The organism is Streptomyces sp. NPDC005070 (assembly GCF_053600395.1).
This window is the reverse complement of the sequence record NZ_JBSFZS010000021.1, coordinates 41,070-65,340: the sequence shown is the minus strand read 5'-3', so window position 1 is coordinate 65,340 and position 24,271 is coordinate 41,070. Positions and strand designations below refer to the sequence as shown.

21 protein-coding genes and 2 tRNA genes are annotated in these 24,271 nt (G+C 69.4%); 11 read left to right on the top strand and 12 right to left on the bottom strand.

Annotation, left to right across the window (positions count from 1 at the left end; all coding sequences use genetic code 11):
• Positions 1–67: 67 nt before the first annotated feature.
• On the bottom strand, positions 68–430 hold the full coding sequence (locus ACWEBX_RS10370; RefSeq protein WP_451884469.1) for a winged helix-turn-helix transcriptional regulator: 363 nt from the start codon (positions 428–430) through the stop codon (positions 68–70).
• 308 nt (positions 431–738) lie between these two features.
• Between ACWEBX_RS10370 and ACWEBX_RS10365 the strand changes: the two genes are divergently transcribed.
• The gene (locus ACWEBX_RS10365; protein ID WP_451884468.1) at positions 739–1,392 is read left to right on the top strand and encodes an FMN-dependent NADH-azoreductase; all 654 of its coding nucleotides are present in this window, start codon (positions 739–741) and stop codon (positions 1,390–1,392) included.
• A 440-nt stretch (positions 1,393–1,832) separates the two neighbouring features.
• Here ACWEBX_RS10365 and ACWEBX_RS10360 read toward each other — a convergent pair.
• Positions 1,833–1,919, bottom strand: a tRNA-Leu gene (locus ACWEBX_RS10360).
• Positions 1,920–2,524: 605 nt separating this feature from the next.
• Between ACWEBX_RS10360 and ACWEBX_RS10355 the strand changes: the two genes are divergently transcribed.
• The 6 genes from ACWEBX_RS10355 (at position 2,525) to pknB (ending at position 10,669) form a co-directional block, all read left to right on the top strand.
• Positions 2,525–3,367 (top strand): FhaA domain-containing protein, encoded by an 843-nt coding sequence (locus ACWEBX_RS10355; protein WP_451884467.1) that lies wholly within the window; start codon positions 2,525–2,527, stop codon positions 3,365–3,367.
• 10 nt (positions 3,368–3,377) lie between these two features.
• The gene (locus tag ACWEBX_RS10350) at positions 3,378–3,899 is read left to right on the top strand and encodes an FHA domain-containing protein FhaB/FipA (protein ID WP_355762002.1); all 522 of its coding nucleotides are present in this window, start codon (positions 3,378–3,380) and stop codon (positions 3,897–3,899) included.
• A 90-nt stretch (positions 3,900–3,989) separates the two neighbouring features.
• Complete coding sequence (locus ACWEBX_RS10345; RefSeq protein WP_451884490.1) at positions 3,990–5,561, top strand: Stp1/IreP family PP2C-type Ser/Thr phosphatase; 1,572 nt, start codon at positions 3,990–3,992, stop codon at positions 5,559–5,561.
• Positions 5,562–5,587: 26 nt separating this feature from the next.
• A complete protein-coding gene (locus ACWEBX_RS10340; protein WP_451884466.1) occupies positions 5,588–7,033 on the top strand; it encodes an FtsW/RodA/SpoVE family cell cycle protein in 1,446 nt (481 codons plus the stop codon).
• Positions 7,030–8,511, top strand: coding sequence for a peptidoglycan D,D-transpeptidase FtsI family protein (locus ACWEBX_RS10335; RefSeq protein ID WP_451884465.1), 1,482 nt, complete (start codon positions 7,030–7,032; stop codon positions 8,509–8,511). The genes ACWEBX_RS10340 and ACWEBX_RS10335 overlap by 4 nt, the downstream gene beginning before the upstream one ends.
• Before the next feature lie 169 nt (positions 8,512–8,680).
• Positions 8,681–10,669 (top strand): Stk1 family PASTA domain-containing Ser/Thr kinase, encoded by a 1,989-nt coding sequence (gene pknB / locus ACWEBX_RS10330; RefSeq protein WP_451884464.1) that lies wholly within the window; start codon positions 8,681–8,683, stop codon positions 10,667–10,669.
• Positions 10,670–10,788: 119 nt separating this feature from the next.
• On the opposite strand, the gene ACWEBX_RS10325 is transcribed toward pknB, so the two are convergent.
• The 6 genes from ACWEBX_RS10325 to ACWEBX_RS10300 all read right to left on the bottom strand — a co-directional run bounded on the left by ACWEBX_RS10325 (position 10,789) and on the right by ACWEBX_RS10300 (position 15,439).
• Positions 10,789–11,550, bottom strand: a complete 762-nt coding sequence (locus ACWEBX_RS10325) for a class E sortase (protein WP_451884463.1) — start codon at positions 11,548–11,550, stop codon at positions 10,789–10,791.
• A 93-nt stretch (positions 11,551–11,643) separates the two neighbouring features.
• Positions 11,644–13,044 carry a class E sortase gene (locus ACWEBX_RS10320; protein ID WP_451884462.1) on the bottom strand — a complete coding sequence of 467 codons (1,401 nt, stop codon included), beginning with the start codon at positions 13,042–13,044 and terminating at the stop codon, positions 11,644–11,646.
• Positions 13,041–13,679, bottom strand: a complete 639-nt coding sequence (locus ACWEBX_RS10315) for an aminodeoxychorismate/anthranilate synthase component II (RefSeq protein ID WP_384786816.1) — start codon at positions 13,677–13,679, stop codon at positions 13,041–13,043. The genes ACWEBX_RS10320 and ACWEBX_RS10315 overlap by 4 nt, the downstream gene beginning before the upstream one ends.
• Positions 13,676–13,837, bottom strand: a complete 162-nt coding sequence (locus ACWEBX_RS10310) for a hypothetical protein (RefSeq protein WP_451884461.1) — start codon at positions 13,835–13,837, stop codon at positions 13,676–13,678. The genes ACWEBX_RS10315 and ACWEBX_RS10310 overlap by 4 nt, the downstream gene beginning before the upstream one ends.
• Positions 13,838–13,868: 31 nt before the next feature.
• Positions 13,869–14,591: a class E sortase gene (locus ACWEBX_RS10305; protein WP_451884489.1), complete on the bottom strand. Its 723-nt coding sequence runs from the start codon at positions 14,589–14,591 to the stop codon at positions 13,869–13,871.
• Between the two features lie 68 nt (positions 14,592–14,659).
• A complete protein-coding gene (locus tag ACWEBX_RS10300; protein ID WP_451884460.1) occupies positions 14,660–15,439 on the bottom strand; it encodes a DUF881 domain-containing protein in 780 nt (259 codons plus the stop codon).
• 142 nt (positions 15,440–15,581) lie between these two features.
• Between ACWEBX_RS10300 and crgA the strand changes: the two genes are divergently transcribed.
• The gene (gene crgA / locus ACWEBX_RS10295; RefSeq protein WP_326786732.1) at positions 15,582–15,836 is read left to right on the top strand and encodes a cell division protein CrgA; all 255 of its coding nucleotides are present in this window, start codon (positions 15,582–15,584) and stop codon (positions 15,834–15,836) included.
• Positions 15,837–16,126: 290 nt separating this feature from the next.
• Here crgA and ACWEBX_RS10290 read toward each other — a convergent pair whose 3' ends face one another.
• Positions 16,127–17,038: a rhomboid family intramembrane serine protease gene (locus ACWEBX_RS10290; protein ID WP_451884459.1), complete on the bottom strand. Its 912-nt coding sequence runs from the start codon at positions 17,036–17,038 to the stop codon at positions 16,127–16,129.
• A 145-nt stretch (positions 17,039–17,183) separates the two neighbouring features.
• Complete coding sequence (locus tag ACWEBX_RS10285) at positions 17,184–17,717, bottom strand: peptidylprolyl isomerase (RefSeq protein ID WP_451884458.1); 534 nt, start codon at positions 17,715–17,717, stop codon at positions 17,184–17,186.
• A gap of 468 nt (positions 17,718–18,185) precedes the next feature.
• Between ACWEBX_RS10285 and ACWEBX_RS10280 the strand changes: the two genes are divergently transcribed.
• Positions 18,186–18,887 (top strand): DUF5324 family protein, encoded by a 702-nt coding sequence (locus ACWEBX_RS10280; RefSeq protein WP_451884457.1) that lies wholly within the window; start codon positions 18,186–18,188, stop codon positions 18,885–18,887.
• A gap of 491 nt (positions 18,888–19,378) precedes the next feature.
• Here the strand turns inward: ACWEBX_RS10280 and ACWEBX_RS10275 are convergent.
• Positions 19,379–19,451: transfer RNA gene (locus tag ACWEBX_RS10275), tRNA-Ala, on the bottom strand.
• Positions 19,452–19,632: 181 nt separating this feature from the next.
• Here ACWEBX_RS10275 and ACWEBX_RS10270 point away from each other — a divergent pair.
• Together ACWEBX_RS10270 and ACWEBX_RS10265 are read left to right on the top strand one after the other, a co-directional pair.
• Positions 19,633–20,181, top strand: coding sequence for a helix-turn-helix domain-containing protein (locus ACWEBX_RS10270; RefSeq protein ID WP_037614940.1), 549 nt, complete (start codon positions 19,633–19,635; stop codon positions 20,179–20,181).
• A 125-nt stretch (positions 20,182–20,306) separates the two neighbouring features.
• Positions 20,307–22,574, top strand: a complete 2,268-nt coding sequence (locus ACWEBX_RS10265) for a protein kinase domain-containing protein (protein WP_451884456.1) — start codon at positions 20,307–20,309, stop codon at positions 22,572–22,574.
• Positions 22,575–22,600: 26 nt separating this feature from the next.
• On the opposite strand, the gene ACWEBX_RS10260 is transcribed toward ACWEBX_RS10265, so the two are convergent.
• A complete protein-coding gene (locus tag ACWEBX_RS10260; RefSeq protein WP_451884455.1) occupies positions 22,601–24,166 on the bottom strand; it encodes a hypothetical protein in 1,566 nt (521 codons plus the stop codon).
• Positions 24,167–24,271 lie beyond the last annotated feature (105 nt).

Below are 24,271 nucleotides of genomic sequence, written 5' to 3'. Positions count from 1 at the left end.
CCAGCCCGCACACACCGACCGGCCGACGGTGCGGCACCGCACTCCACAGCCGGCAGAACCCGGCCCGCTACCGCACCCGGCAGGGCCCGCCCTCCGGCAGGTACCGCTCGGCCCAGGAACCCAGCTCCTTGAGGGCCGGTTCCAGCGCCGCGCCCGCCTCCGTCAGGGCGTAGCAGACCCGCAGCGGTGGGCCCTCGTCGACGTTGCGCACTACCAGGCCGGCCGCGCCGAGCTCCGTGAGCCGGTCCGAGAGCATCCGCTCGCTGATGCCGGGGATGGCTCTGCGCAGGTCGGCGAAGTGGATGGGGTGCTGCATCAGGACCGAGACGACGAGACCCGTCCATCGTTTTCCGAGCAGCGTGAAGACACGGGTCATGCCGTCGTCGACCTTCTGGCACGGCCCCGCGTCGTGGCTCCCCGGTACTGGCATGCCTTCAGGGTACTGCGTCTCCACAAGGGGATAAAAAAAAGTAAGTGACTGTGTTATCTCTAGTTAGGCACGAAAGAGAAGCCCACCAGGGCGGCTCACGGCTCGACTCCTGCCACAGCTCTGCCCGGATCCGGTTCACCCCACCGGGACCAGGTCCACCGGGGCCCGGCCCACCCGGGACTCCGGAGCCCCACCACCCAGGACCGAAGCACCGCGGGTTCCGGCTCCCCACCCGGAGCCGACCCACCGCGACCCGCCCCGGCCTCTGCGCCACCACCCCATACGCCCCCTTTTGCCTGGAGATCATCATGGCCACCCTCCTCCACATCGACTCGTCCGCCACCCCGGGCGGCGCCTCCGTCTCGCGCACCGTGACGGACGCCTTCCGCGCGGCCTGGCGGGAGCAGCACCCCGACGGCACGGTCGTCTACCGCGACCTCGCCGCGGACCCCGTGCCGCACATCACGGCCGATGCCCACTCCGCCGGCTTCGCCGCGCCGGACACCCACACCCCCGGGCAGGCCGAGGCCTTCGCGGCACGCCTGAAGCTGATCGAGGAGGTGGAGAACGCGGACGCGATCCTGATCGGCGCCCCCATGTACAACTTCTCCATCCCTTCGACCCTCAAGGCATGGCTGGACAACGTCATCCTCATCGGGCGCACCGCCATGTCCGAGGACGCGACGCTCAAGGGCACCCCGGTCACGGTCGTCGCCAGCCGTGGCGGCTCGTACGCGCAGGGCACTCCGCGCGCGGGCTTCGAGTACGTGCAGAACTACCTGGAGGCCGTGCTGGGCGACATGCTCGCCCTCGACGTCGAATTCATCGTCCCGGAGCTCACCATGGCCCCGCACAACCCGGCGATGGCCGACCTGGTCCCGCTCTTCGAGGCGTCCCGGAGCAAGGCCCTGGACGAGGCGGCCGCCCGGGCCAAGAAGGTCGCGGCGCACCTCGCCGCCTGATCACGGCACCCGACGACCACCACTCCGCCCACCGGGCGCAGCCCGGCGGTCCGGCGGCGCACAGCCCGTACGGCCGAAGACCGATACGGCGGCGCACAGCCCCGCAGGGCCGGAAACCCCGCCCCGCGGGGCTCAGCCGCGTCCAGGAGCCTTCGGGGCCACGAGCACCCCTTCACTGGCCTTCGGGCCCGTGAACGCCCGTTCACCGGCCGCCGCCCCGCCAACTCCCCGCCGATTCCCCACCACTTGCGTGAGAGCATCGTCACACTTCACGGCGCTCCCGGCCGTCCGCGCGACCCTCGACGACCGGCACCACCCGGCGCGCGCCATCGCGCGAGCACCAGGGAGGGACGGCAGGAGCACCCCGAGGGGGTACGGCGGAGACAGCACCCCGGACAACGCGAAAGCCCCTCAGGTCGATGACCTGAGGGGCTTTCGGCTGGTGCGCGAGGGGGGAGTTGAACCCCCACGCCCTTTCGGGCACTGGAACCTGAATCCAGCGCGTCTGCCTATTCCGCCACCCGCGCATTGGGTGTGTCTTCCGTCTCCCGCTTTGGCCGCGGGCGCCTTCCGACATGCAGAAGATTAGCACGCTGTCAGGGGTGGAATCACATCCCTTTCCCCACCCCTACCGCCCGCGCACCGGCCGCCCCGCACCCCGGCCCGCCACGGTCCCCACGGGCCCGGTGCCCTTGCCCCGCCCGGCCTCCCGGCCCGGACGGCGAGGCGGGCGGCGCCGGCCGCCTCGTCACCGGCGTCCCGGCACGCGTCACACGTTTCAGACAGAACCGGTTCACGTATCAACCTCGTACCGGTCCAGCGCATCTCCCCAGGAGTCGGACGGGCCGCACAGTCAGGTGCGGGACACTGGTCCTGGGGCGCCTCTACGATCCATGGCAGAAGCAGTGCCGGGAAGAGTTCGAAGAGGGGCCTCTCAGGGAACTTCGGGAGGGGACTTCGGAAGGTGTCGACAACCCGTCGACCGTGCCGACAGGGGGAACCAGCCGATTTCCCGACGCGTGGATACGATCAGTAAGCAGTACCAGCAAGGCCGGGTAGGCCGGCTGGTCCAGCAGGGCCGGAAAGACGACAGCAAGCTGTACCAGGACGGCAACGACGGAGGAGGTGCCCCATGGGAGTCCTGAAGAAGTTCGAGCAGCGTCTCGAAGGTCTGGTCAACGGCACCTTCGCCAAGGTGTTCAAGTCCGAGGTCCAGCCCGTGGAGATCGCCGGAGCGCTGCAGCGCGAGTGCGACAACAACGCCACGATCTGGAACCGCGACCGGACCGTCGTCCCGAACGACTTCATCGTCGAACTGAGCACGCCCGACTTCGAGCGCCTCAGCCCCTACTCCGGACAGCTCGGCGACGAGCTCGCCGGAATGGTCCGCGACTACGCCAAGCAGCAGCGTTACACCTTCATGGGCCCCATCAAGGTCCACCTGGAGAAGGCGGACGACCTCGACACCGGTCTATACCGGGTCCGCAGCCGTACGCTCGCCTCCTCCGCCAGTCAGCAGTCTCCCGAGCGCGCCCCCGCGGGCCCCGCCCAGGCGGGCCCCCGCGGAGCCCAGGGTGGCTACGGCTACCCGCCCTCGGCCGCTCCCCCCATGCCGTCCGCGCCGCCGCCCGGCGGCCGTCCGGGCATGGCACCCATGGGTGCCCGGCCCCCGGCCGGCCCGGCGGCGGGTGGCCGTATGCGGCACTGGGTCGAGATCAATGGCTCACGCCACCAGATCTCCCGCCCGACGCTGGTGCTGGGCCGCAGCACTGAAGCCGACGTGCGGATCGACGACCCCGGCGTATCGCGCCGGCACTGTGAGATCCGGACCGGAACGCCCTCGACGATCCAGGATCTCGGGTCCACCAACGGCATCGTGGTGGACGGGCAGCACACAACCCGCGCTACGCTCCGCGACGGCTCGCGGATCGTCGTGGGCAGCACCACCATCATTTACCGGCAAGCCGAAGGGTGAAGCGGGGGCAATGTCAGAGCTGACCCTCACGGTCATGCGGCTGGGTTTCCTGGCCGTACTGTGGCTGTTCGTGATCGTGGCCGTGCAGGTCATCCGCAGCGACCTGTTCGGAACGCGCGTCACACAGCGCGGCTCGCGCAGGGACGCCGCGAGGCCCCAGCAGGCCGCGCGACAGGCCGCGCCTCCGCAGCAGCGCCAGCAGCAGGCGCCCGCCGCAGGCGGCCGGCAACGTCGTGGCGCACCGTCCAAGCTGGTCGTCTCGGAGGGCACCCTCACGGGCACCACCGTGGCGCTCCAGGGCCAGACCATCACCCTGGGCCGGGCGCACGACAGCACCATCGTGCTGGACGACGACTACGCTTCCAGCCGGCATGCCAGGATCTACCCCGACCGGGACGGCCAGTGGATCGTCGAGGACCTCGGCTCCACCAACGGCACGTATCTCGACCGGAGCCGGCTGACGACCCCGACGCCCGTGCCGCTGGGCGCGCCGATCCGCATCGGCAAGACCGTCATCGAGCTGCGGAAGTAGTACGACAATGAGCGAGCGGAGCGAGCACGCAGCGGCGGTCCACACAAGGGACCCCGGCGCGCTCCCGACCGGAGGGTGGGCACCGTGCGGATGTACCCGGAGCCGACGGGCGAGGTGCGCATGAGTCTGTCACTGCGCTTCGCCGCCGGATCGCACAAAGGCATGATCCGCGAGGGCAACGAGGACTCGGGCTACGCCGGTCCCCGTCTGCTCGCGATCGCCGACGGGATGGGCGGCCAGGCCGCCGGTGAGGTCGCCAGCTCCGAGGTGATCTCCACCATCGTCGCGCTCGACGACGACGTACCCGGATCCGACATCCTCACCTCGCTCGGCACCGCCGTGCAGCGTGCCAACGACCAGCTCCGGCTGATGGTCGAGGAGGACCCGCAGCTCGAGGGCATGGGCACCACGCTCACCGCCCTGCTGTGGACCGGCCAGCGGCTCGGTCTCGTGCACGTCGGCGACTCCCGCGCGTACCTGCTGCGGGACGGCGTGCTCACGCAGATCACCCAGGACCACACCTGGGTGCAGCGCCTCGTCGACGAGGGCCGCATCACCGAGGAAGAGGCCACCACCCACCCGCAGCGCTCCCTGCTGATGCGCGCGCTGGGCAGTGGCGACCACGTCGAACCCGACCTCTCGATCCGCGAGGTCCGCGCCGGCGACCGGTACCTGATCTGCTCAGACGGCCTCAGCGGCGTCGTCTCCCACCAGACGATGGAAGACACCCTCGCCAGCTACCAGGGTCCGCAGGAGACCGTGCAGGAGCTCATCCAGCTCGCGCTGCGCGGCGGCGGCCCGGACAACATCACCGTCATCGTGGCCGACGTCCTCGACATCGACTCCGGTGACACCCTCGCGGCACAGCTCTCCGACACCCCGGTCGTGGTCGGCGCGGTCGCCGAGAACCAGCTCCAGCTCCACGACAACGGCGCCATGCAGACCCCCGCCGGCCGTGCCTCCGGCCTCGGCCGGCCCGTGCCCGGACAGGGCGGCGGCGGCGAGTTCGGCCCGCCCGGCAGCGGCGACACCACCGGCTACGTCTCCACGAACAGCTTCGGGGACTACGGCGACGAGGACTTCGTCAAGCCGCGCTCCGGACGCAGGTGGCTCAAGAGATCCTTCTACGTCGTCCTGACGCTCGCCGTCATCGGCGGCGGCCTGTACGGCGGCTACCGCTGGACGCAGACGCAGTACTACGTCGGCGCCCAGGACGACCACGTCGCCCTCTACCGCGGCATCAGCCAGGACCTGGCGTGGGTCTCGCTCTCGAAGGTGGAGAAGAACCACCCCGAGATCGAACTCAAGTACCTGCCGCCGTATCAGCAGCAGCAGGTCAAGGCGACGATCACCGAGGGCGGCCTCTCCGACGCGCAGGCGAAGATCGACGAACTCGCCGTGCAGGCCTCCGCCTGCCGCAAGGAGGCCCAGCGCCGCAGCGCCGAGAGCCAGAACAGCGCGAAGCCCAGTTCCTCGAAGGCCGACGGGACCACGGGAACCACAAAGACCTCTCTGACGTCCAAGGCCACGTCCAGCCCGAGCCCGACCCCGTCGAGCTCGGCACCCTCGTCCTCCAAGTCCACGACCGCACCCACTCCCACACCCGGCCCCAGCCTCTCCGACGAGGAGCAGAAGCTGGTCTCGCTGTGCGGTAAGCAGTAAGAAGCCGTGAGGGGCCCTGTCACACGATGAGCAGTAGTACGAACACGCCGACACACCACACGTCCACGATCGGATCGATCGGCACACCGAGCCGACGCAACACCGAACTGGCCTTGCTGGTGTTCGCCGTTGTCATCCCGGTGTTCGCCTACGCCAACGTGGGCCTCGCCATCGACGACAAGGTGCCGACCGGCCTGCTGAGCTACGGCCTCGGCCTCGGCCTGCTGGCCGGCGTCGCCCACCTCGCGGTGCGCAAGTTCGCTCCGTACGCGGACCCGCTGCTGCTGCCGCTGGCCACGCTCCTCAACGGGCTCGGCCTGGTGATCATCTGGCGGCTCGACCAGTCGAAGCTGCTCCAGTCGATCAACCAGGCGGGCAACGCGGCACCGCGCCAGCTTCTGTACACCGCGCTGGCCATCGCCCTGTTCGTCGCCGTGCTGTTCTTCCTGAAGGACCACCGCGTCCTGCAGCGCTACACCTACATCTCCATGGTCGGCGCCCTGGTCCTGCTGCTGCTCCCGCTGGTCCCGGGCCTGGGTGCCAACATCTACGGTGCCAAGATCTGGATCTCGGTCGCCGGCTTCTCCATCCAGCCCGGTGAGTTCGCGAAGATCGTCCTCGCGATTTTCTTCGCCGGCTACCTGATGGTGAAGCGCGACGCGCTCGCCCTGGCCAGCCGCCGCTTCATGGGCCTGTACCTGCCGCGCGGCCGCGACCTCGGCCCGATCCTCGTGGTCTGGTTCATCTCGATCCTGATCCTGGTCTTCGAGACCGACCTCGGTACGTCGCTGCTGTTCTTCGGCATGTTCATCGTCATGCTGTACGTCGCCACCGAGCGGACGAGCTGGATCGTCTTCGGTCTGCTGATGTCGGCGGGCGGCGCGGTCGGTGTGGCGACCTTCGAACCGCACATCCAGACGCGTGTCCAGGCCTGGCTCGACCCGATGCACGAGTACCTGCTCAGCCAGTCCGGGGTCCAGGACGGCATCATCCACTCCGAGCAGGCCATGCAGGCGCTGTGGGCGTTCGGCTCTGGCGGCACCCTCGGCACCGGCCTCGGTCAGGGCCACTCCGAGCTCATCCGCTTCGCCGCCAACTCCGACTTCATCCTCGCCACGTTCGGCGAGGAACTGGGTCTCGCCGGAGTCATGGCGATCCTGGTGCTCTACGGCCTGATCGTCGAGCGCGGCATCCGCACGGCACTCGCGGCCCGCGACCCGTTCGGCAAGCTCCTCGCCGTCGGCCTCTCCGGCGCCTTCGCCCTCCAGGTCTTCGTGGTCGCCGGCGGCGTCATGGGCCTGATCCCGCTGACCGGTATGACCATGCCGTTCCTGGCCTCCGGTGGTTCCTCCGTGATCGCCAACTGGGCGCTCGTCGGCGTACTGATCCGCATCAGTGACACCGCCCGCCGTCCGGCGCCCGCGCCCGCACCCAGCCCCGACGCCGAGATGACCCAGGTGGTCCGCCCGTGAACAAGCCCCTGCGCCGGATCGCGATCTTCTGCGGACTCCTCGTCCTCGCCCTGCTCCTCCGCGACAACTACATCCAGTACGTCCAGGCGGACACCCTGCGAACGGACTCGCACAACCGCCGTGTCGCCATCGAGCGGTACGCCACCCCGCGCGGCAACATCATCGTCGACGGCAACCCCATCACCGGGGCCACCGAGACGAAGAAGAACGGCATCAACGACTTCGTCTACAAGCGCACGTACAAGGACGGCGCCATGTGGGCGCCGGTCACGGGATACGCCTCGCAGGCCTTCGACGCCTCCCAGCTCGAGAAGCTGGACGACGGCATCCTCACCGGCAACGACGACCGGCTCTTCTTCCGCAACACCCTCGACATGGTCACGGGCAAGGCGAAGCAGGGCGGCAACGTCGTCACCACGCTCAACGCCGCCGCGCAGAAGGCCGCCTACAAGGGCCTGCTGAGCCGGGGCAAGGGCGCGGTCGCCGCGATCAACCCGCAGACCGGCGCGATCCTGGCGCTGGCCTCCACCCCGTCGTACGACCCCTCGTCCTTCGCCGGGAACACCAACAGCGACGCGAAGGCCTGGAACAAGCTCCAGAAGAAGAACAACCCCGACGACCCGATGCTCAACCGGGCGCTGCGCGAGACCTACCCGCCGGGCTCCACCTTCAAGGTGGTCACCGCGGCCGCGGCGCTGGAGAACGGCCTGTACACGTCGGCGGAACAGAAGACCGACACCCCGCTGCCGTACATCCTGAAGGGCACCCGGACCGAGCTGAAGAACGAGGGGAACATCCCCTGCAAGAACGCCAACATGCGCGTGGCGCTCAAGGTGTCCTGCAACACGGTCTTCGGCAAGATCGGCGCCGACCTCGGCAAGGACAAGATGCAGGAGGAGGCCGAGAAGTTCGGCTTCAACTCCGAGCAGCTCACCCCGGTGCGCTCCAACGCCTCCGTCTTCCCCAAGAAGATGGACGACGCGCAGACCGCGCTCAGCTCCATCGGCCAGTTCGAGACGGCCGCCACCCCGCTGCAGATGGCCATGGTGGCCTCCGCCGTGGCCAACCAGGGCACGCTCATGAAGCCCTACATGGTGGACAAGCTCCAGGCGCCCAACCTGGACGTCATCTCGCAGACCGAGCCCGAGAAGATGAGCCAGCCGCTCTCCGAGGCCAACGCCCAGATCCTGCAGTCCATGATGGAGACGGTCGTCAAGGAGGGCACGGGCACGAGGGCGCAGATCTCCGGCGTCACCGTCGGTGGTAAGACCGGTACCGCCCAGCACGGTGTCGCCAACAGTGAGAAGCCTTACGCGTGGTTCATCTCCTACGCGAAGCTCCCCGACGGCAGCTCTCCGGTCGCCGTGGCGGTCGTCGTCGAGGACGGCAGCGCCAGCCGCGACGACATCTCCGGTGGCGGTCTGGCCGCCCCCATCGCAAGGGACGTGATGAAGGCAGTCATCGACAGCAAGAAGTGACCCCGCTCACGTCCCCATCACATCGGTGCACGTTGCGATACCGGTCCTGTCACGGGTGACGGTCTAGGCCAGGTCACACAAGCCGATCCGGGTACGGTATGCCCGGACAGCACACCGCCGGACCACACAAGGTGCGGTCGGGACCGACGGAGAGGGCTGGTAGGTAGCTATGGAAGAGCCGCGTCGCCTCGGCGGCCGGTACGAGCTGGGCCACGTGCTCGGCCGTGGTGGCATGGCCGAGGTCTACCTCGCGCATGACACCCGGCTCGGCCGTACCGTAGCGGTGAAGACGCTGCGGGCCGACCTCGCACGCGATCCGTCGTTCCAGGCCCGGTTCCGCCGGGAGGCCCAGTCGGCCGCCTCGCTCAACCATCCCGCGATCGTCGCCGTCTACGACACGGGTGAGGACTACATCGACAACACCTCCATCCCGTACATCGTGATGGAGTACGTCGACGGATCCACGCTGCGCGAGCTGCTGCACTCGGGACGCAGGCTGCTGCCCGAGCGGTCCATGGAGATGACCATCGGCATCCTCCAGGCCCTGGAGTACTCGCACCGCGCCGGCATCGTCCACCGCGACATCAAGCCCGCCAACGTGATGCTCACGCGCAACGGCCAGGTCAAGGTCATGGACTTCGGCATCGCCCGCGCCATGGGCGACTCCGGCATGACGATGACGCAGACCGCCGCGGTCATCGGCACGGCCCAGTACCTCTCTCCCGAGCAGGCGAAGGGCGAACAGGTCGACGCCCGCTCGGACCTCTACTCCGCCGGCTGCCTGCTCTACGAGCTGCTGACCGTGCGCCCGCCGTTCGTGGGCGACTCCCCGGTCGCCGTCGCGTACCAGCACGTCCGCGAGGAACCCCAGCCCCCGTCGGTCTTCGACCCCGAGATCACGCCCGAGATGGACGCGATCGTGCTGCGGGCCCTCGTGAAGGACCCGGACTACCGCTACCAGTCCGCCGACGAGATGCGCGCCGACATCGAGGCCTGCCTCGACGGCCAACCCGTCGCGGCCAGCGCCGCCATGGGCTCGGTCGGTTACGGCGGCTACGGCGACGACCAGCCGACCACGGCCCTGCGCTCCTCGGACGCCCAGGCCACGTCGATGCTCCCGCCCATGAACCCGGACGACGGCGGCTACGGCTACGACGACCGCCCCGACCGGCGCCGCCAGAAGAAGAACAACACCTCGACGATCCTTCTGGTCGTCGCGGGTGTCCTGGTGCTCATCGGCGCGATCCTGATCGGGAAGTACGCCTTCTCGGGCAAGGGAACGAACAGCGACTCGTTCAAGGTGCCCAACTTCGTGAGCCACACGCTGGGGGACGCCCAGAAGATGGCGGACAACCGCGAACTGAAGCTCTCACCCACCCGCAAGCCGTGCGACAACGAGCCCAAGGGCAATATCTGCTCGCAGGACCCGGCCCTGGGCTCGACGGTGAAGAAGGGCGACACGATCAACGTGGTCGTGTCCACCGGGGCTCCGAAGGTGGCGGTGCCCGACGTGACGGGCCTCACCTTCGAGAAGGCGAAGGCCCAGCTTGAGGGCAAGGGATTCACGGTCGAGAAGAAGACTGAGGAATCCGACCAGACCCCAGGCGTCGTCATCTCCCAGGATCCCAACGGCGACACGGATGCGGAAAAGAAGTCGACCGTCACCCTGACCGTGGCCGCGGAGAAGAAGCAGTCCGTCGTCCCGGACGTCTCCGGGAAGAGCTGCGATGAGGCCAAGGCGCAGATGACGGCCAACAACCTCGTCGGTCAGTGCGTCGACACGGACACCGACGACCAGAACCTGGTCGGCAAGGTCATCCAGACCACCCCCACGGCCAACACGCAGGCGGACCCCAACTCCACGGTGCAGATCCAGATCGGCAAGGCCAAGCAGCAGTCGACGGTGCCGAACGTCTTCGGCAAGACCGTGGCCGAGGCGCGGCAGATCCTGCAGGGAGCCGGCTTCAACAACATCCAGTTCGCCCAGGGCAGCGACGGAAGCGACGACGCCAAGGTGATCAGTCAGGACCCGCAGGCCGGCAGCCCGGCCAACGGCAGCCCGGACAACACCACCGTCACGCTGACGACGATCAAGATCGGCGGCAACAACGGGGGCAACAACGGAGGCGGCGGCCTCTTCGGCGGCAACAACGGATAAGGCCCGCCAAGAACCGCCCTCGGGCGACCGAACGGAAAGGGCCCCGGCACTCGAGAGAGTGCCGGGGCCCTTTGCGTTGTCCGCCGTCACCCCGGTGCGGCGCGACGGCGCTTACGGAGCTAGCGCAGTTCCTTCGGTGGGGTTCGGGCGTTGTCGACCTTTTCCACTCGTTCGAGTTCGCCCCAGACCACGTAGCGGTAGCGCGAGGTGTACACCGGGGTGCAGGTCGTCAGGGTGATGTAGTGGCCGGGCTTCGCCTTGCCGGACTGCTTCGGGACCGTCTGGAGAACCTTGACGTTGTACTTCGAGGTCTGCGGAAGGATGTCGAAGACCTTGTAGACGTACCACTTGTCCCGGGTCTCGAAGACGATCGCGTCGCCCTTGGCCATCTTGTCGATGTTGTGGAACTTGGCGCCGTGACCGTCCCGGTGGGCGGCGAGCGTGAAGTTGCCGTTCTTGCCGGTCATCGGCAGGGACGACTTGACGGGTTCCGTGTAGTAGCCGGCGACACCGTCGTTGAGGATCTTCGTCGCCGTGCCCTTCTCGACCAGGACCTCGCCGTTCTTCATCGCCGGGACGTGCAGGAAGCCGATGCCGTCCTTGGTGTCCAGAGCGCCCGGACCGCTCGGCGACTGCGCCCAGTGGTCGCGGACCTTGTCACCCTGCTTGTGCGCCTCGCGGTCGGCCACGACGTTCGTCCACCACAGCGAGTAGACGACGAACAGGCCGAGCACCAGCCCCACCGTGATGAGGAGTTCACCGAAGACGCTGACCGTCGTCGCGAACCATCCCATGGGCCGGCGTCCGCCGCGCACGTCACCGGAGACCGCGTAGCCGGCGTCCGATCCGGCGCGTTCGTCGTGGTCGATCCTCGCTGCCACTGTTCATCTGCCCCGTCTGGTCTGTCTCAGGTTGTCTCTCGTGCACGTCCCGCCCGCGCGCGCGTCCGTACGTACCGGCGCCGGCGTCCGTCCTCAGTCCATCAGCGCGTCGGGCTTGCCCTTGCTGCGCGGCCGGTCCTCGACCATCTTGCCCCAGACGATCATCCGGTACTTACTGGTGAACTCCGGTGTGCAGGTGGTCAGGGTGATGTAGCGGCCGGGCCCGGTGAATCCCGAACCCTTGGGGATCGGGTCGAGCACGCTCGTGTTGCCCGGACTCGTCACCGGCAGGATCGACGCCATCTTGTAGACGTAGTAGTCGTCCTGTGTCTCGACGACGATCTCGTCGCCCGGCTTGAGGCGGTTGATGTAGCGGAACGGTTCGCCATGGGTGTTGCGGTGCCCGGCGAGCGCGAAGTTGCCGGTCTTGGCGTCCGGCATCGCCGTCTTGAGAGGCGCCTCGCCGTAGTGGCCGACCATGCCGCGGTCCAGCACCTTCGGCTTGCTGATGCCCTCCGCGATCGGCGCGACCACGTCCAGCTTCGGGATGTGCAGGATGGCGAAGCCCTGCCCGGGCGAGAACGTCCCCGGGTTGCGCTTTCCGTTCGCCCAGTCCTGCTGGAGGCTGCTCGCCTCGCTGCCCGCCTGCTGGTGCGCCCGCACGTTCGACCACCAGAGCTGGTAGGTCACGAACAGCAGCATCAGCACGCCGGTGGTGATGAACACCTCGCCGACCATCCGGCTCACGAGAACCGCCGCGCCCGGTTTCGAGGCCCGTGCCGCGCGCCGGGCGTCCATCCGGCTCCCGGAGGCTCCAGCGGCCTCCTGAGCCGCCTCCTGGGGCTCGTGGGGGTCCTGTGGCCCTCCGGGCCGCCCGTGGCGTCTGGCGGCCTTACGGCGGGCCGCACGCCCCCCGGCAGCGGGGCCGATCCCGCTGTCGGCCACCCGCGCGCGACGCTCCGCCCTCGCGGGCGAGCCGGGAAGACGCAAAGCGACCGTCTCGTCGTCGAAGGGCGGGCTCGGCGCGACCGGTTGCGCCACGGGAGCCGCGACGGGTGCGGCCGTCGGTCCGCGATGGTGGGGCACCGCGGGCTCCTGGTACGGCGGGGCGTACGCCCGCTCGTACTCGTCCGCGTACGACGGTGCCGCCGCCGGGGTGGAAGGCCTCGCCTGCGTCTGCGCCCGGACTGCCTGGGCTTGGGCCTGCGCCTGCGCCTGCGCGGCATACGCCTGTGCCGCTTGTGCCTGGGCCGCCTGCAGCTGGGCGGCCTGCATCCGCGCGGCCTGCTCCTGCTGCTGCTGCGCGGCGTACCAGTCAGGTCCGTACCCGCCCTGGCCATAGCCCTGCGGCGGTACGCCCTGCCCCTGGTCGGGCAGCGGATCCGTCAGCGGGTCCGCGAGCCCTCCGACCGCCGCCTCGAACGCGCCGGCGCCCCCGTACGCGGCCTCGCCGCCATAGGGGGAGCTGTCGCGCTCGGGGCGCAGCGCGGTCACGCCGTGGCCCTGCCCACCACCGGGGCGAGCCCCGCCGACCTCGCCACGGCCACCTTGTCACCGCACTCGAGCAGCCAGTTCGCGAGCATCCGGTGGCCGTGCTCGGTCAGCACCGACTCCGGGTGGAACTGCACACCCTCGACCGGCAGTTCACGGTGTCTGAGACCCATGACGATTCCGTCGTGCGTTCGGGCGGTGACCTCCAGCTCGGCCGGGACGGTCTCCGGCTCGGCGGCCAGCGAGTGGTAGCGGGTCGCCGTGAAGGGCGACGGCAGTCCGGCGAAGACTCCCTTGCCGTGGTGCTCCACGAGCGAGGTCTTGCCGTGCAGCAGCTCGGGCGCCCGGTCGACCACGCCTCCGTACGCCACCTGCATCGACTGCATCCCGAGGCAGACACCGAAGACGGGGACCCCGGTCGCGGCGCAGTGCCGGACCATGTCGATGCAGACGCCGGCCTGTTCGGGAGCGCCGGGCCCCGGGGACAGGAGCACACCGTCGAAGCCGTCCTGAGCGTGCGCCGTCGACACCTCGTCGTTGCGCAGCACCTCGCACTCCGCGCCCAACTGGTAGAGGTACTGGACCAGGTTGAAGACGAAGCTGTCGTAGTTGTCGACGACGAGGATGCGCGTGCTCACTGGTTGTCCACCGTCACATCGTTGAAGGGCAGCAGCGGTTCGGCCCACGGGAAGACGTACTGGAAGAGCACGTAGACCACCGCCAGGCCGAGGACGAGGGAGATCAGCGCCCTCACCCATACGCTCCCCGGCAGATGCCGCCAGATCCAGCCGTACATGCCGTCCCTTCCGTCGCCGTACGCCAACAGACTAACGGCGCAGAGCCGCCGGTTTCCCTGCCTCCACGGGCTGTGTGGAATCAAGATGTGCCCAGACGATCAACCGATGGCTGTGCCCCCACTCCGGATCACACGTGGTCAGCGTGAGATAGCGCCCCGGGCGCGTATACCCGGACTTACGTGGCACAGGGTCGATCACCTCAACGTCGGAGGGCACTGTTTTGTAAGGGCCTTTGTCGATCCGATACGTGAACCAGGTCGTCCCGTCCGTCAGCACCACCGCGTCACCCCGCCGGAGCTCGGGAAAGTCCTTGAACGGATCGCCGTACGTACGCCGGTGGCCCGCGACGGAGAAGTTGCCCTCCTGGCCGAGCTGCGCTGTCCCCCGGTAGTGACCGAGCCCCTGCTTCAGCACCTGCGTGGCCGTGCCTTCGAGCACGGGCTTGTTCCACGTGAAACCAAGACGCGGGATGTACATGACCGCGAACGGGCCGCCGTATGCGTAGGGACCCGGCGCCTTCGGGCTTCCGGTGACCGTCCCACCGCCGCGCCTACTCCCCGACGAGTCCGACCCGGACTCCGATGACCGGGTCAGCGCACCCTTCGACCACTGCTTCTGGAGCACTTCGATCTGGTGGTCCATCGCGCTGTCGGCCTTGACCCCCGTCCAGAACAGCACGTAGACCACGAAGAGCACGATCAGGGTGCCGACGGTCAGGCACAGCTCACTGATCGTCCTGACGAACACTCGCACCGACACAAGGCCCCCCGGCGGCAGTTCGCTCCACGGGCTTCGCCCACTGCTCCGCAAGGTCCGGGCGCCTACTCCACGGGCTTCGCGTAGTGGAGATCCACTGTGCCCGAGTAGCCGGGAAGAGTCACCGTCCCGTTCTCCTCGACTTTCCAGCCGAGCCCGTAGACGTTGACGTACACCATGTAGTTCTGGATCGCCGGGGAGGCGGCGAGCGACTTCTGGAGCTTCGCGGGGTCCCCGATGGCGGTGATCTTGTAGGGGGGCGAGTAGACGCGGCCCTGGAGGATCAGGGTGTTGCCGACGCAGCGCACGGCGCTCGTGGAGATCAGCCGCTGGTCCATCACCTTGATGCCCTTGGCGCCGCCCTGCCACAGGGCGTTCACCACCGCCTGGAGGTCCTGCTGGTGGATGACCAGGTAGTCGGGCTGCGGCTCGGGGTAGCCGGGAAGCTTCGCCGTCGCGTTCGGCGGGGCGTCGTTGAGCGTGACCGTGACGGCCTCGCCCTTGAGCTTCTGGGTGCCCGCGTTCTTCTCCAGTGCCGCGAGCCTGGCGTCGCCGGCCGCGCTGTTGCCGTCCTCGCTGCCGGCGAGGGCGTCCACGTCCCGGCGCAGGCTGCCGTTGGACTCGTCGAGCGTCGCGTTCTTGTGGCTGCGCTCCTGGATCAGGTCGGACAGCTTCAGCAGCGACGAATCCGTACGGATGTTCGTACCCTTGGCCGTATCGAAGCTCGTGAAGAAGATGAGGCCCGCGAGGGCGAAGACGGCCACCGTGAGCACACGAACGGGCCGGAAACGGTGCGTACCGCCAGGACTGGATTGTGTCCCGGGGGAGTCGGCAGAATTGCTCAACGTACCCTTATCTCCTTCGGCGCCGCGGAAGCACTACGCTAACGGACGCCCGGGGGAGCACTCAGTGTCCCCTTGTACGCTGCCCCGGAGCCCGCCCCAGTTCCCTGCGCGGCCACGCAGCGCATCGACAGGAGAGACCCTCGTGCCGAAGTCACGTATCCGCAAGAAGGCCGACTACACGCCGCCCCCGGCGAAGCAGGCGACCAACATCAAGCTGACCAGCAACACCTGGGTCGCACCGGCCATGCTGGCCATGTTCCTCATCGGCCTCGCCTGGATCGTCGTCTTCTACGTGACGGACGGCACCCTGCCGATCGACGCGCTCGACAACTGGAACATCGTGGTCGGCTTCGGCTTCATCGCGGCCGGTTTCGGCGTCTCCACGCAGTGGAAGTGACCGCCTTCGCTCACCTGGAAGCGACCCGGGCACGAGTTCTGCCCACAGCTCTCCACTGAGTTATCCACAAGAGTTGTCCACAGGTGGAAAAGAAAGACGATCTGTGGATAACTAATGGGCGGTTGACGCCGGTGTGACTGGTCAACCGACCCCCGCAAACCTGTTCGCCCCCTGTCCGACCTGGGGAAACCCGGGTCAGTGACAGGGGGCACAGCTGTTCCCGCAGCGCGTGCACAAGATCCACCGTGATCTGTGGACAACATCACCTCTCAGGTGAGCCTGGCGCTCTCTCAGGTGAGCTGAGTCGTCCTGAGCAGCGTCGTGAGGACCACTGCGGCCAGCATGAGCCCGGCCACGCCGAACTGGACGAGGTTCCTCCGCTCGCGCGGGGCGTGGACCATGGCGTAGCCGACCACCACACCGCCGATCAGCCCGCCGACGTGCGCCTGCCAGGCGATGTTGAAGCCGGGCGAGAAACTGATGATCAGGTTGACCACCAGCAGGCCGATGACCGGGCGCATGTCGTAGTTGAGCCGGCGCATCAGCACCGCGGTGGCGCCGAACAGCCCGAAGATCGCCCCGGAAGCGCCGAGCGACGGCTGCTGGGGGCTGGCGAGCAGATAGCTGAGCGCGCTGCCCGCGAGGCCGGAGACGAAGTAGAGGGTGATGTACCGGGCGCGGCCGAGCGCGGCTTCCAGGGGACCGCCGATCCACCACAGGCTGACCATGTTGAACAGGATGTGCATGACGCCGCCATGCAGGAACATCGACGTCACCATGCGGTACCACTGGCCTTCGGCCACACCCTGGACCTCGCCGGAGAGCCAGGCACGGCCGAAGAGGTCGAAGCTGTTGGTGAAGGCGTCGCCCACCGCGACCTGGACGAGGTAGAGAGCCAGGTTGAGGCCGATCAGCACCTTGGTGACGAGCCGGGGATCGGACGCGACGGTGCCGCCCGCGAGGGTGCGGGGCTGTTGGGCCGCCGGGGCGTGGCCGGTGCCGGAGCCACCGCGGACGCAGTCGGGGCACTGGAAGCCGACGGAGGCGCTGACCATGCACTCGGGGCAGATCGGACGCTCGCAGCGGGTACAGCGCACTCCGGCCTCGCGGTCCGGGTGCCGGTAGCAGCCGGGCAGGCTCCGGGAGTCCTGCGGTCCCTGATCCGGCGGGCCCTGCGGGCTGCCGGGCGGCTGCTGGTCCATGGGGTCCCCTCAATCTCCGTACGGCTCGCACACGGTCTCGGCGGGTCCGGGTGCAACGCACCGCCCCGTCCATCCTTACGGATGAACGGGGCGTTTGGTTCCCTGCGGGATGCTTCGGACTCACGGACGGGAGTCCGGCGCGGACTCAGCGTTCGCGGGTCTCGACGACGACCGATTCGATCACGATGTCGTGGAGCGGGCGCTCCGTGCGCGGGTTGGTCGAGGCACCGGCGATGGCGTCCACGACCTTCTGGCTGGCCGCGTCCGTGATCTCGCCGAAGATGGTGTGCTTGCGGGTCAGCCAGGCCGTCGGGGCGACGGTGACGAAGAACTGCGAGCCATTGGTGGCGGGGCCGGCGTTGGCCATCGCCAGCAGGTAGGGCCGGTCGAAGCGGAGGTCCGGGTGGAACTCGTCCTCGAACTGGTAGCCGGGGCCCCCGGTGCCGTTGCCCAGCGGGTCGCCGCCCTGGATCATGAAGCCGCTGATCACCCGGTGGAAGACCGTGCCGTCGTACAGCTTGTCCATGGAGGTCACACCCGTCTCCGGGTTGACCCACTCGCGCTCACCCGTGGCGAGTTCGACAAAGTTCCGGACCGTCTTCGGCGCGTGGTTCGGCAGGAGCCGGATGTCGATGTCGCCTTGGCTGGTCTTCAGGGTGGCGTAAAGCTGCTCGGCCACGATCTGCCTTCCGTTGCCTTCTTTTGACGGCCCGATCCTCGCACGGACCGGGCCACTCGGCCCCCGACCGCCACCCCCGGACGCACGTACGGATACCGGCTCTCGGAGGAACCCGTACGAACGGATGACTGTGCCCACGGAAAGTCGCGGGTACGGGACGTCGTACGTGCGGAAATTCCGTCGAGTCGCGCCGGACGGGAGCGGCCCGAGGCGATCCGTGGCATTGTCGACGACAAGCTCCCGTTGCCCCGTATTGATCCGCTATCTCACTTGATCGACACCTGACCGACACCTGACCGGCTCCGTCCCTGGAGTCTCCGGGAGTCGGTATCCGTGACACGGATGCCCGCCCTCACATGCCCCGGACCCCATGGGCGGGCATGATCCCCCTAGGGGTGGAAAGGTGAACTGTGTGTCTTTGGGGGTACCTGGTACCCCCGACGTACGCCACCGAGGAGGAGGAAACCCGTGACCCGCATCGACAGCGTGCGCGCCGCGACCGGCTCGGCGAAGGACAGCGTGCTGCACGCCGCGGAAGTGGTGGCGCCTTACGCCGACACGGCCAAGGACAGGGCCTCGTACTACGCGACCGAAGCACGTGTTCGGCTCGCGCCGAAGGTGTCGCAGGCCGCCGAACAGGCCCGCGTCCAGTACGACGCCCATCTCGCACCGCGCCTTGAGCAGGCCCGTACCCATGTGCCGCCGAAGGTCGACCAGGTCGCCCAGGAGGCGGCCATCCGCACCCGCAGGGCGGCTCGTCAGGCCGCCGACTACTCCAAGCCGAAGATCGAGCAGGTGGTGGCCGCGACCCAGCCCGTCCGGGACGAGGCGGCGGCGCGCGGCGTGGCGACCATCGCCGCTCTGCGCGGCCAGGTCACACCACAGGAGATCCAGAAGCTGCTTCGCAAGCACGACCGCCGGGCGAGGGCCGGCCGTCTCGTGAAGTCGCTGGCCGTGCTGGGACTTCTGGCGGGCGGTGCTTTCGCCGCCTGGAAGTGGTGGGACAAGCAGGCCAACCCGGACTGGCTCGTCGAGCCTCCGGCCGCGACCGAGGTGCCCGAGGGAGGGCATCTGTCGGCGGTCGACGGCAGCGGCCAGTCCGACCTGGACCCCGAGGTCCAGGTCAAGGAAGCCGAGGAGAAGGCGGCAGAGCGCGACGACCGCCACTGACCGGTCCAACATCGCGGCGGGGCAGGAGACTTGAAGGTCTCCTGCCCCGCCGCGATGTTTCACGTGGAACATCGACACGGGCGACCCCGACACTCCGCGGAGATTTACCCGTACCGTCCACGATGACGTTTGCAACGGTCCGCGTGTGCAGCATCCATGGAGATGTTGTTGACGGAATGCGTCGAACCGATCACTCGGCAGCCGGCGCGGCAGCTCACACAAGGGTCCTGGCAGCGCCGTCACCCCCGCGGCCACGCGTCGGGCGTCCGCGCGGCGGGGCCACGGACCGCGCGCCAGTCATGCCGTTTGCGCAAAGAACTGCAACCCCTGCAAATTCACTCCTGTGACTCAGGTCACTGGGGTCACTTCGCGGGTCGTGTCCCGGCGATCCCGTCCGACCCAAGAGCCACCCCGCCAGGGGCACGCGCAGGGACACAGGGCATACGAAAACCGGCCAGCCGCCGCTGTGGGCGTCTGGCCGGTCCGGTGTGTGGAGCCTAGGGGAGTCGAACCCCTGACATCTGCCATGCAAAGACAGCGCTCTACCAACTGAGCTAAGGCCCCGTAAGAGGAGCGTCCGACCACAGGAACCATCTGTCGACGGGCGCCGCAGACCAGAGTACCGGGTCACCCAGGGGATCTCGCAAAATATTGGGGGTCCCCGTGGACGACCACTCTCCGTAAGATGCTCGACGTGGTTCGCTGTCGCGAACCGCGGTACTTGGGGAAGCGATGGGGAGACGCAATGGACGCCGCACAGCAGGAAGCAACCGCGAGAGCCCGGGAGCTGCAGCGGAACTGGTACGGGGAGCCGTTGGGGGCGCTCTTCCGTAGGCTCATAGAGGACCTGGGTCTGAACCAGGCGCGCCTTGCCGGGGTGCTGGGGCTGTCCGCACCCATGTTGTCGCAGCTGATGAGTGGTCAGCGGGCCAAGATCGGCAATCCGGCGGTGGTCCAGCGCGTCCAGCTTCTGCAGGACCTGGCGGGGCAGGTCGCCGACGGGAGCGTCAGCGCCGCCGAGGCGACCGAGCGGATGGACGAGATCAAGAAGTCCCAGGGGGGATCGGTGCTGAGCAACACCACACAGTCCACGACCAGTTCGGGAGCCCCGACGGTCAAGCGGGTGGTCCGCGAGATCCAGTCACTGCTGCGTTCGGTGGCCGCGGCCGGAGACATCATCGACGCGGCGGACACTCTCGCCCCGACGCATCCGGAACTGGCAGAGTTCCTCCGGGTCTACGGTGCCGGCCGTACGTCCGACGCGGTCGCGCACTACCAGTCCCACCAGAGCTGAGCCGAGCCCGGCCGCCGACCGCCCGGCACTGGAGGCAGTGACACCTCCAGCCGCCGCACGTCATGCAGCCGGGCACCTCGGAAGAGGTCTCCGGACCGACCGCCGAAGGGGAGCGACGTACGACCATGGGTGAGGTCTTCGCAGGCCGGTACGAACTGGTCGACCCGATCGGGCGCGGGGGAGTCGGTGCGGTGTGGCGTGCCTGGGACCACCGGCGGCGCCGTTACGTGGCGGCTAAGGTGCTCCAGCAGAGCGACGCGCACGCTCTGCTGCGGTTCGTGCGGGAACAGGCACTGCGGATCGACCATCCCCATGTGCTGGCTCCCGCGAGCTGGGCCGCGGACGACGACAAGGTCCTGTTCACGATGGATCTGGTCGCCGGGGGCTCCCTGGTCCATCTGGTCAACGACTACGGCCCCTTGCCTCCCGCTTTCGTCTGCGTTCTGACCGACCAGCTCCTCGCCGGCCTCGCCGCCGTGCACGCGGAGGGGGTGGTGCACCGGGACATCAAGCCCGCCAACGTGCTCCTCGAGGCGACGGGCACGGGCCGGCCGCGGTTGCGTCTGTCCGACTTCGGCATCGCCATGCGGCTGGGTGAACCGCGGCTCACCGAGACCAACTACGTGGTGGGAACGCCGGGTTACTTCGCACCCGAGCAGATGCTGGGCTCCGATCCCGATTTCCCCGCCGACCTGTTCGCCGTCGGTCTGGTCGCCCTGTACCTCCTGGAGGGCAGCAAGCCCGACGCCAAGGCGCTGATCGAGTATTTCGCCGAGCACGGCACGCCGTCCGCGCCGCGGGGCATACCCGAGCCGCTGTGGCAGGTGCTGGCGATGCTCCTCCAGCCGGATCCGCACGCCCGGTTCCGGACCGCCACGGGGGCGCGCAAGGCCCTTGCCGCCGCTGTCGAGCTCCTGCCCGAGCCCGGACCCGACGACGAGCTGATCGAGGTCTTCGACCAACTCGGTCCGCTGCCCAAGGGGTTCGGGCCCACGGGCCCGTCGGGACGGGGGGCCCTTTCGCCGGGGGGTTCACGGACCCTGTCCTCCCAGGGGCTTCCGGACACCACCGAAGCCGCCGGCGCGCGATACGACGCGGACGACTCCGGCCGCTCCGTCTTCCTTCCCGCCTCGACGTCCACGACCGGCCCGGAGGAAGCCTCCCGCTCCGAGTACGGCTCGGGGCCGAACGCCCCTCAGAGGCCAGGGGACTTGCGGGAGCGGAGGCACGACGTCTCGGGAGGCGTCCTGCCCGGTCCCGGCACCGGGGACGGGCATCGCGGCCCCGGGACCGGAGGCGGACCGGCGGACCGTTCCACCGGCGCGGAACAGGGCTCGGGGCAGTGGCCCGCCGAGGACGCCCTGCCGGCTCCAGCGGGCAGCGCGGAAGCGGGAGTCGAGCCAGGCCAGGAGCACATAGGCCCTCCGGCGGCCACCGACGACGTAGAGACTGGGCCCGGGTCCCCCGGCGCACACGCTCAACCCGGTTCGCCCGGCGCACACGCTCAACCCGGTTCGCCCGGCGCACACGCTCAACCCGGTTCGCCCGGCGCACACGCTCAACCCGGTTCGCCCGGCGCACAGGCTCAACCCGGGTCCGGCGGCGTACATCCTCGGCCCGCGTTGGATGGCGTACCGGCTCACCCCACCCCCGGTGATCTGCAGGCTCAGCCCGCGTCCAGCCGCGTACAGCCTCGGCCCGCGTCCGATGGCGTACGGGCTCGCCCCACCCCCGGTGACGTGCAGGTTCAACCCGCGTCCGGCCGCGTACGGGATCGGCGCGCATTCGGCGGCGTACAGCCTCGGCCCGGGGCCCAGGACGACCGGTCCGCGGCCGCGCCGGACGACCCACCCCATGACCCCGTCCCCGGAACCTCCTCCCGGCCGTCCTCGATGTCGGACACCGGAAGCTTTCACCTGCCCCCGCCGCAGCCCGCAGCCCCCGCCGACCCCCGGCGGCAACCGCAGGCCGGGCCTTCCGGCGACCTGTCCCCGTACGTGCGGACACAGCACCTCCAGGAGTCCCGGCCGGACCAGCAGACGCCCACTCCCCCCGCCTCGGTCCCGCTCCCCCCGTCGGCCGCGCCGTTCTCTCCGCCGCTCTTCGACCCGACCCCGACCCCGACTCCCCCGACCGCACCCCTTCCCGTGTACGCGTCCTCCCCGCACCGGTCCCCTGTCCCACCCGCCGCGATGCCGCAGCACACGTATGCCTCCACCGCTTCGTACACCGCTCGGTCCGTCCAGGTTCCGCCGGGGACTCCGACACGTCCGGAACACCGCAGGAGGCACACACGGCCGCGTCCGGGGCCGCCCGCCACGGTCGCCGTGCCGATGCTGCTGCTCGCACTGGCCTGTTTCGCGGTGGGGTTCTGGGCGCTGAGCCAGGTCTGAGCGCAAGAGGGCGCAGGAGGGAAGCGCTACCGGCTCCGGCTCGCCCCGTGCTCCCAGGAGGCCGGAGCCGGCATCGGCAGGGAGGCCGAGGCCGTGTCCGCTTCCTCGGGTGCGCTCCGGACCCTCCGCACCGCACGGCGGCGCGCGATCACGGTCCACAGCCCCAGCGTGAGCGACAGCAGGGTTCCGGCGCCGATGCCGCCCGCGGCGATCAGTTTCATGACCCCGCTGCGGCCGGCGTCGCCGCCGCTGTTCCCGGTGCCGGCCGGGCCGGCCGCCGTCTGGTCATCGGCCGCGCCGTCGGAGCCGCCCACCGGGACGGCGAACACGTCCCGGGGTGTCGGTCTACCGTCGTACGCGGGCCCGTTGCCGGCGACTCCGGCCACGCGCACCCGCAGCGTCAGCCCGAACGGCCCCTCGCCGAAGCGGTCGGCGACCTGCGCGGCGAGATGGACCACGAGGTAGTAGGAACCGGCGAACCGCATGCCGCTCACGCGGTCGTTGAGCGCGTAGCGGTTCTCGTAGGCGACGGGCGGCAAGGGGCGGAGCGCGGCGGAGCGCTGGCTGCCGTCGTACCCGGAGCCGACGTCGTCGACGAAGCCTCGTACCGGGTTGTAGAGGGACATGACCAGGGCCGTGCCGACAGAACCCTCCCCACCGCTCACGCTGCCCAGGTCGGCGGTCGCGGAGATCTGCTGTCCCCAGTCGACGGGCACCTTGTAGAAGCGGGTCTGTCCCGGCCTGATGCCGTCCTTCCAGACTCCCTGTCCCAGCGGGGCGGCCCCGCTGAATCCCGCGCCGCCGCCTCGGTGCTTCGCGTCACCGACGACCGCCTCGGGCGACGCGGAGTTCCAGACCTCCGGAGCGCTCGTGGAGCCGGATGCCTTCTTCAGACCGGGCTCCGACACATAGCCGAGCTCCAGGTCCCAGGGACGGGACGCGGAAGACTCCGTGCCCGACGGACTCGTCGTACCGCTCGCCGCGCCCGCCGCTCCGGTGCGTTCGACAATCGCGTAGTACGTCCCCTCCGCCTGGCACGACGCGTACCGCTCAGGGCTCGTCTCACGGGACGCCCAGGCGGCGATGGGGTGCGGGCTCTGGGTGGCACCGAAATGCACGGTGCCGGTGAAGGAGCAGTTGCGGCCGTTCGCGTCCTGCAGGGAGACCTTGAGGCCGTCCGAGTAGGAGACGGTCGCGCCGGGCCGGGGGACGGCGGTCACGGAGACGTACGCGTCGGAGGCGGCGTCGAGTTCGAGGCGGTAGTACAGCCTGCCCTCCCTCCCCGCGACCCCGGCGGAGCTCCTGTACGTCCGGCCCGGTCGCAGGAGTACGGAGTCGGTCGTGTCGGAGGTGCCCTTGACGGTGATGGCGTCCTCGGCGAAGGCGTACGGCCCGGACGTATCGTCGGCGGCCGTGCTCGCGCCTTCCGCGGTGGTCCTCGCGGCGGCGGTCCGCACATCGGCGGTCCCGGGGGCGGCGACGGCCCGGTCCGCGGGTGCGAGGGTCACGCACAGCGCGGCCGCCGCTGCCGCGGCCGTGAGGATCCGGCCGTGCCACGACCTCGCACGCCGTCCCTTCGTGCGCCGCCCCATCACGCGCCACCCCCCGTCGAAGCCCCCCTGGCGCGCACCATCCTGCACCGTCGGCCACCGCGACACCCGGGCTATCCGTGGGAGCGGCCGAAAGGGAGCGGCCGA

Bases quoted from the DNA above. Each gene is read 5' to 3' on its own strand.
- ACWEBX_RS10370 (WP_451884469.1), bottom strand. From the start codon at position 430: ATGCCAGTACCGGGGAGCCACGACGCGGGGCCGTGCCAGAAGGTCGAC.
- ACWEBX_RS10365 (WP_451884468.1), top strand. From the start codon at position 739: ATGGCCACCCTCCTCCACATCGACTCGTCCGCCACCCCGGGCGGCGCC.
- ACWEBX_RS10355 (WP_451884467.1), top strand. From the start codon at position 2,525: ATGGGAGTCCTGAAGAAGTTCGAGCAGCGTCTCGAAGGTCTGGTCAAC.
- ACWEBX_RS10350 (WP_355762002.1), top strand. From the start codon at position 3,378: ATGTCAGAGCTGACCCTCACGGTCATGCGGCTGGGTTTCCTGGCCGTA.
- ACWEBX_RS10345 (WP_451884490.1), top strand. From the start codon at position 3,990: ATGTACCCGGAGCCGACGGGCGAGGTGCGCATGAGTCTGTCACTGCGC.
- ACWEBX_RS10340 (WP_451884466.1), top strand. From the start codon at position 5,588: ATGAGCAGTAGTACGAACACGCCGACACACCACACGTCCACGATCGGA.
- pknB (WP_451884464.1), top strand. From the start codon at position 8,681: ATGGAAGAGCCGCGTCGCCTCGGCGGCCGGTACGAGCTGGGCCACGTG.
- ACWEBX_RS10310 (WP_451884461.1), bottom strand. From the start codon at position 13,837: ATGTACGGCTGGATCTGGCGGCATCTGCCGGGGAGCGTATGGGTGAGG.
- ACWEBX_RS10290 (WP_451884459.1), bottom strand. From the start codon at position 17,038: ATGGACCAGCAGCCGCCCGGCAGCCCGCAGGGCCCGCCGGATCAGGGA.
- ACWEBX_RS10270 (WP_037614940.1), top strand. From the start codon at position 19,633: ATGGACGCCGCACAGCAGGAAGCAACCGCGAGAGCCCGGGAGCTGCAG.
- ACWEBX_RS10265 (WP_451884456.1), top strand. From the start codon at position 20,307: ATGGGTGAGGTCTTCGCAGGCCGGTACGAACTGGTCGACCCGATCGGG.
- ACWEBX_RS10260 (WP_451884455.1), bottom strand. From the start codon at position 24,166: ATGGGGCGGCGCACGAAGGGACGGCGTGCGAGGTCGTGGCACGGCCGG.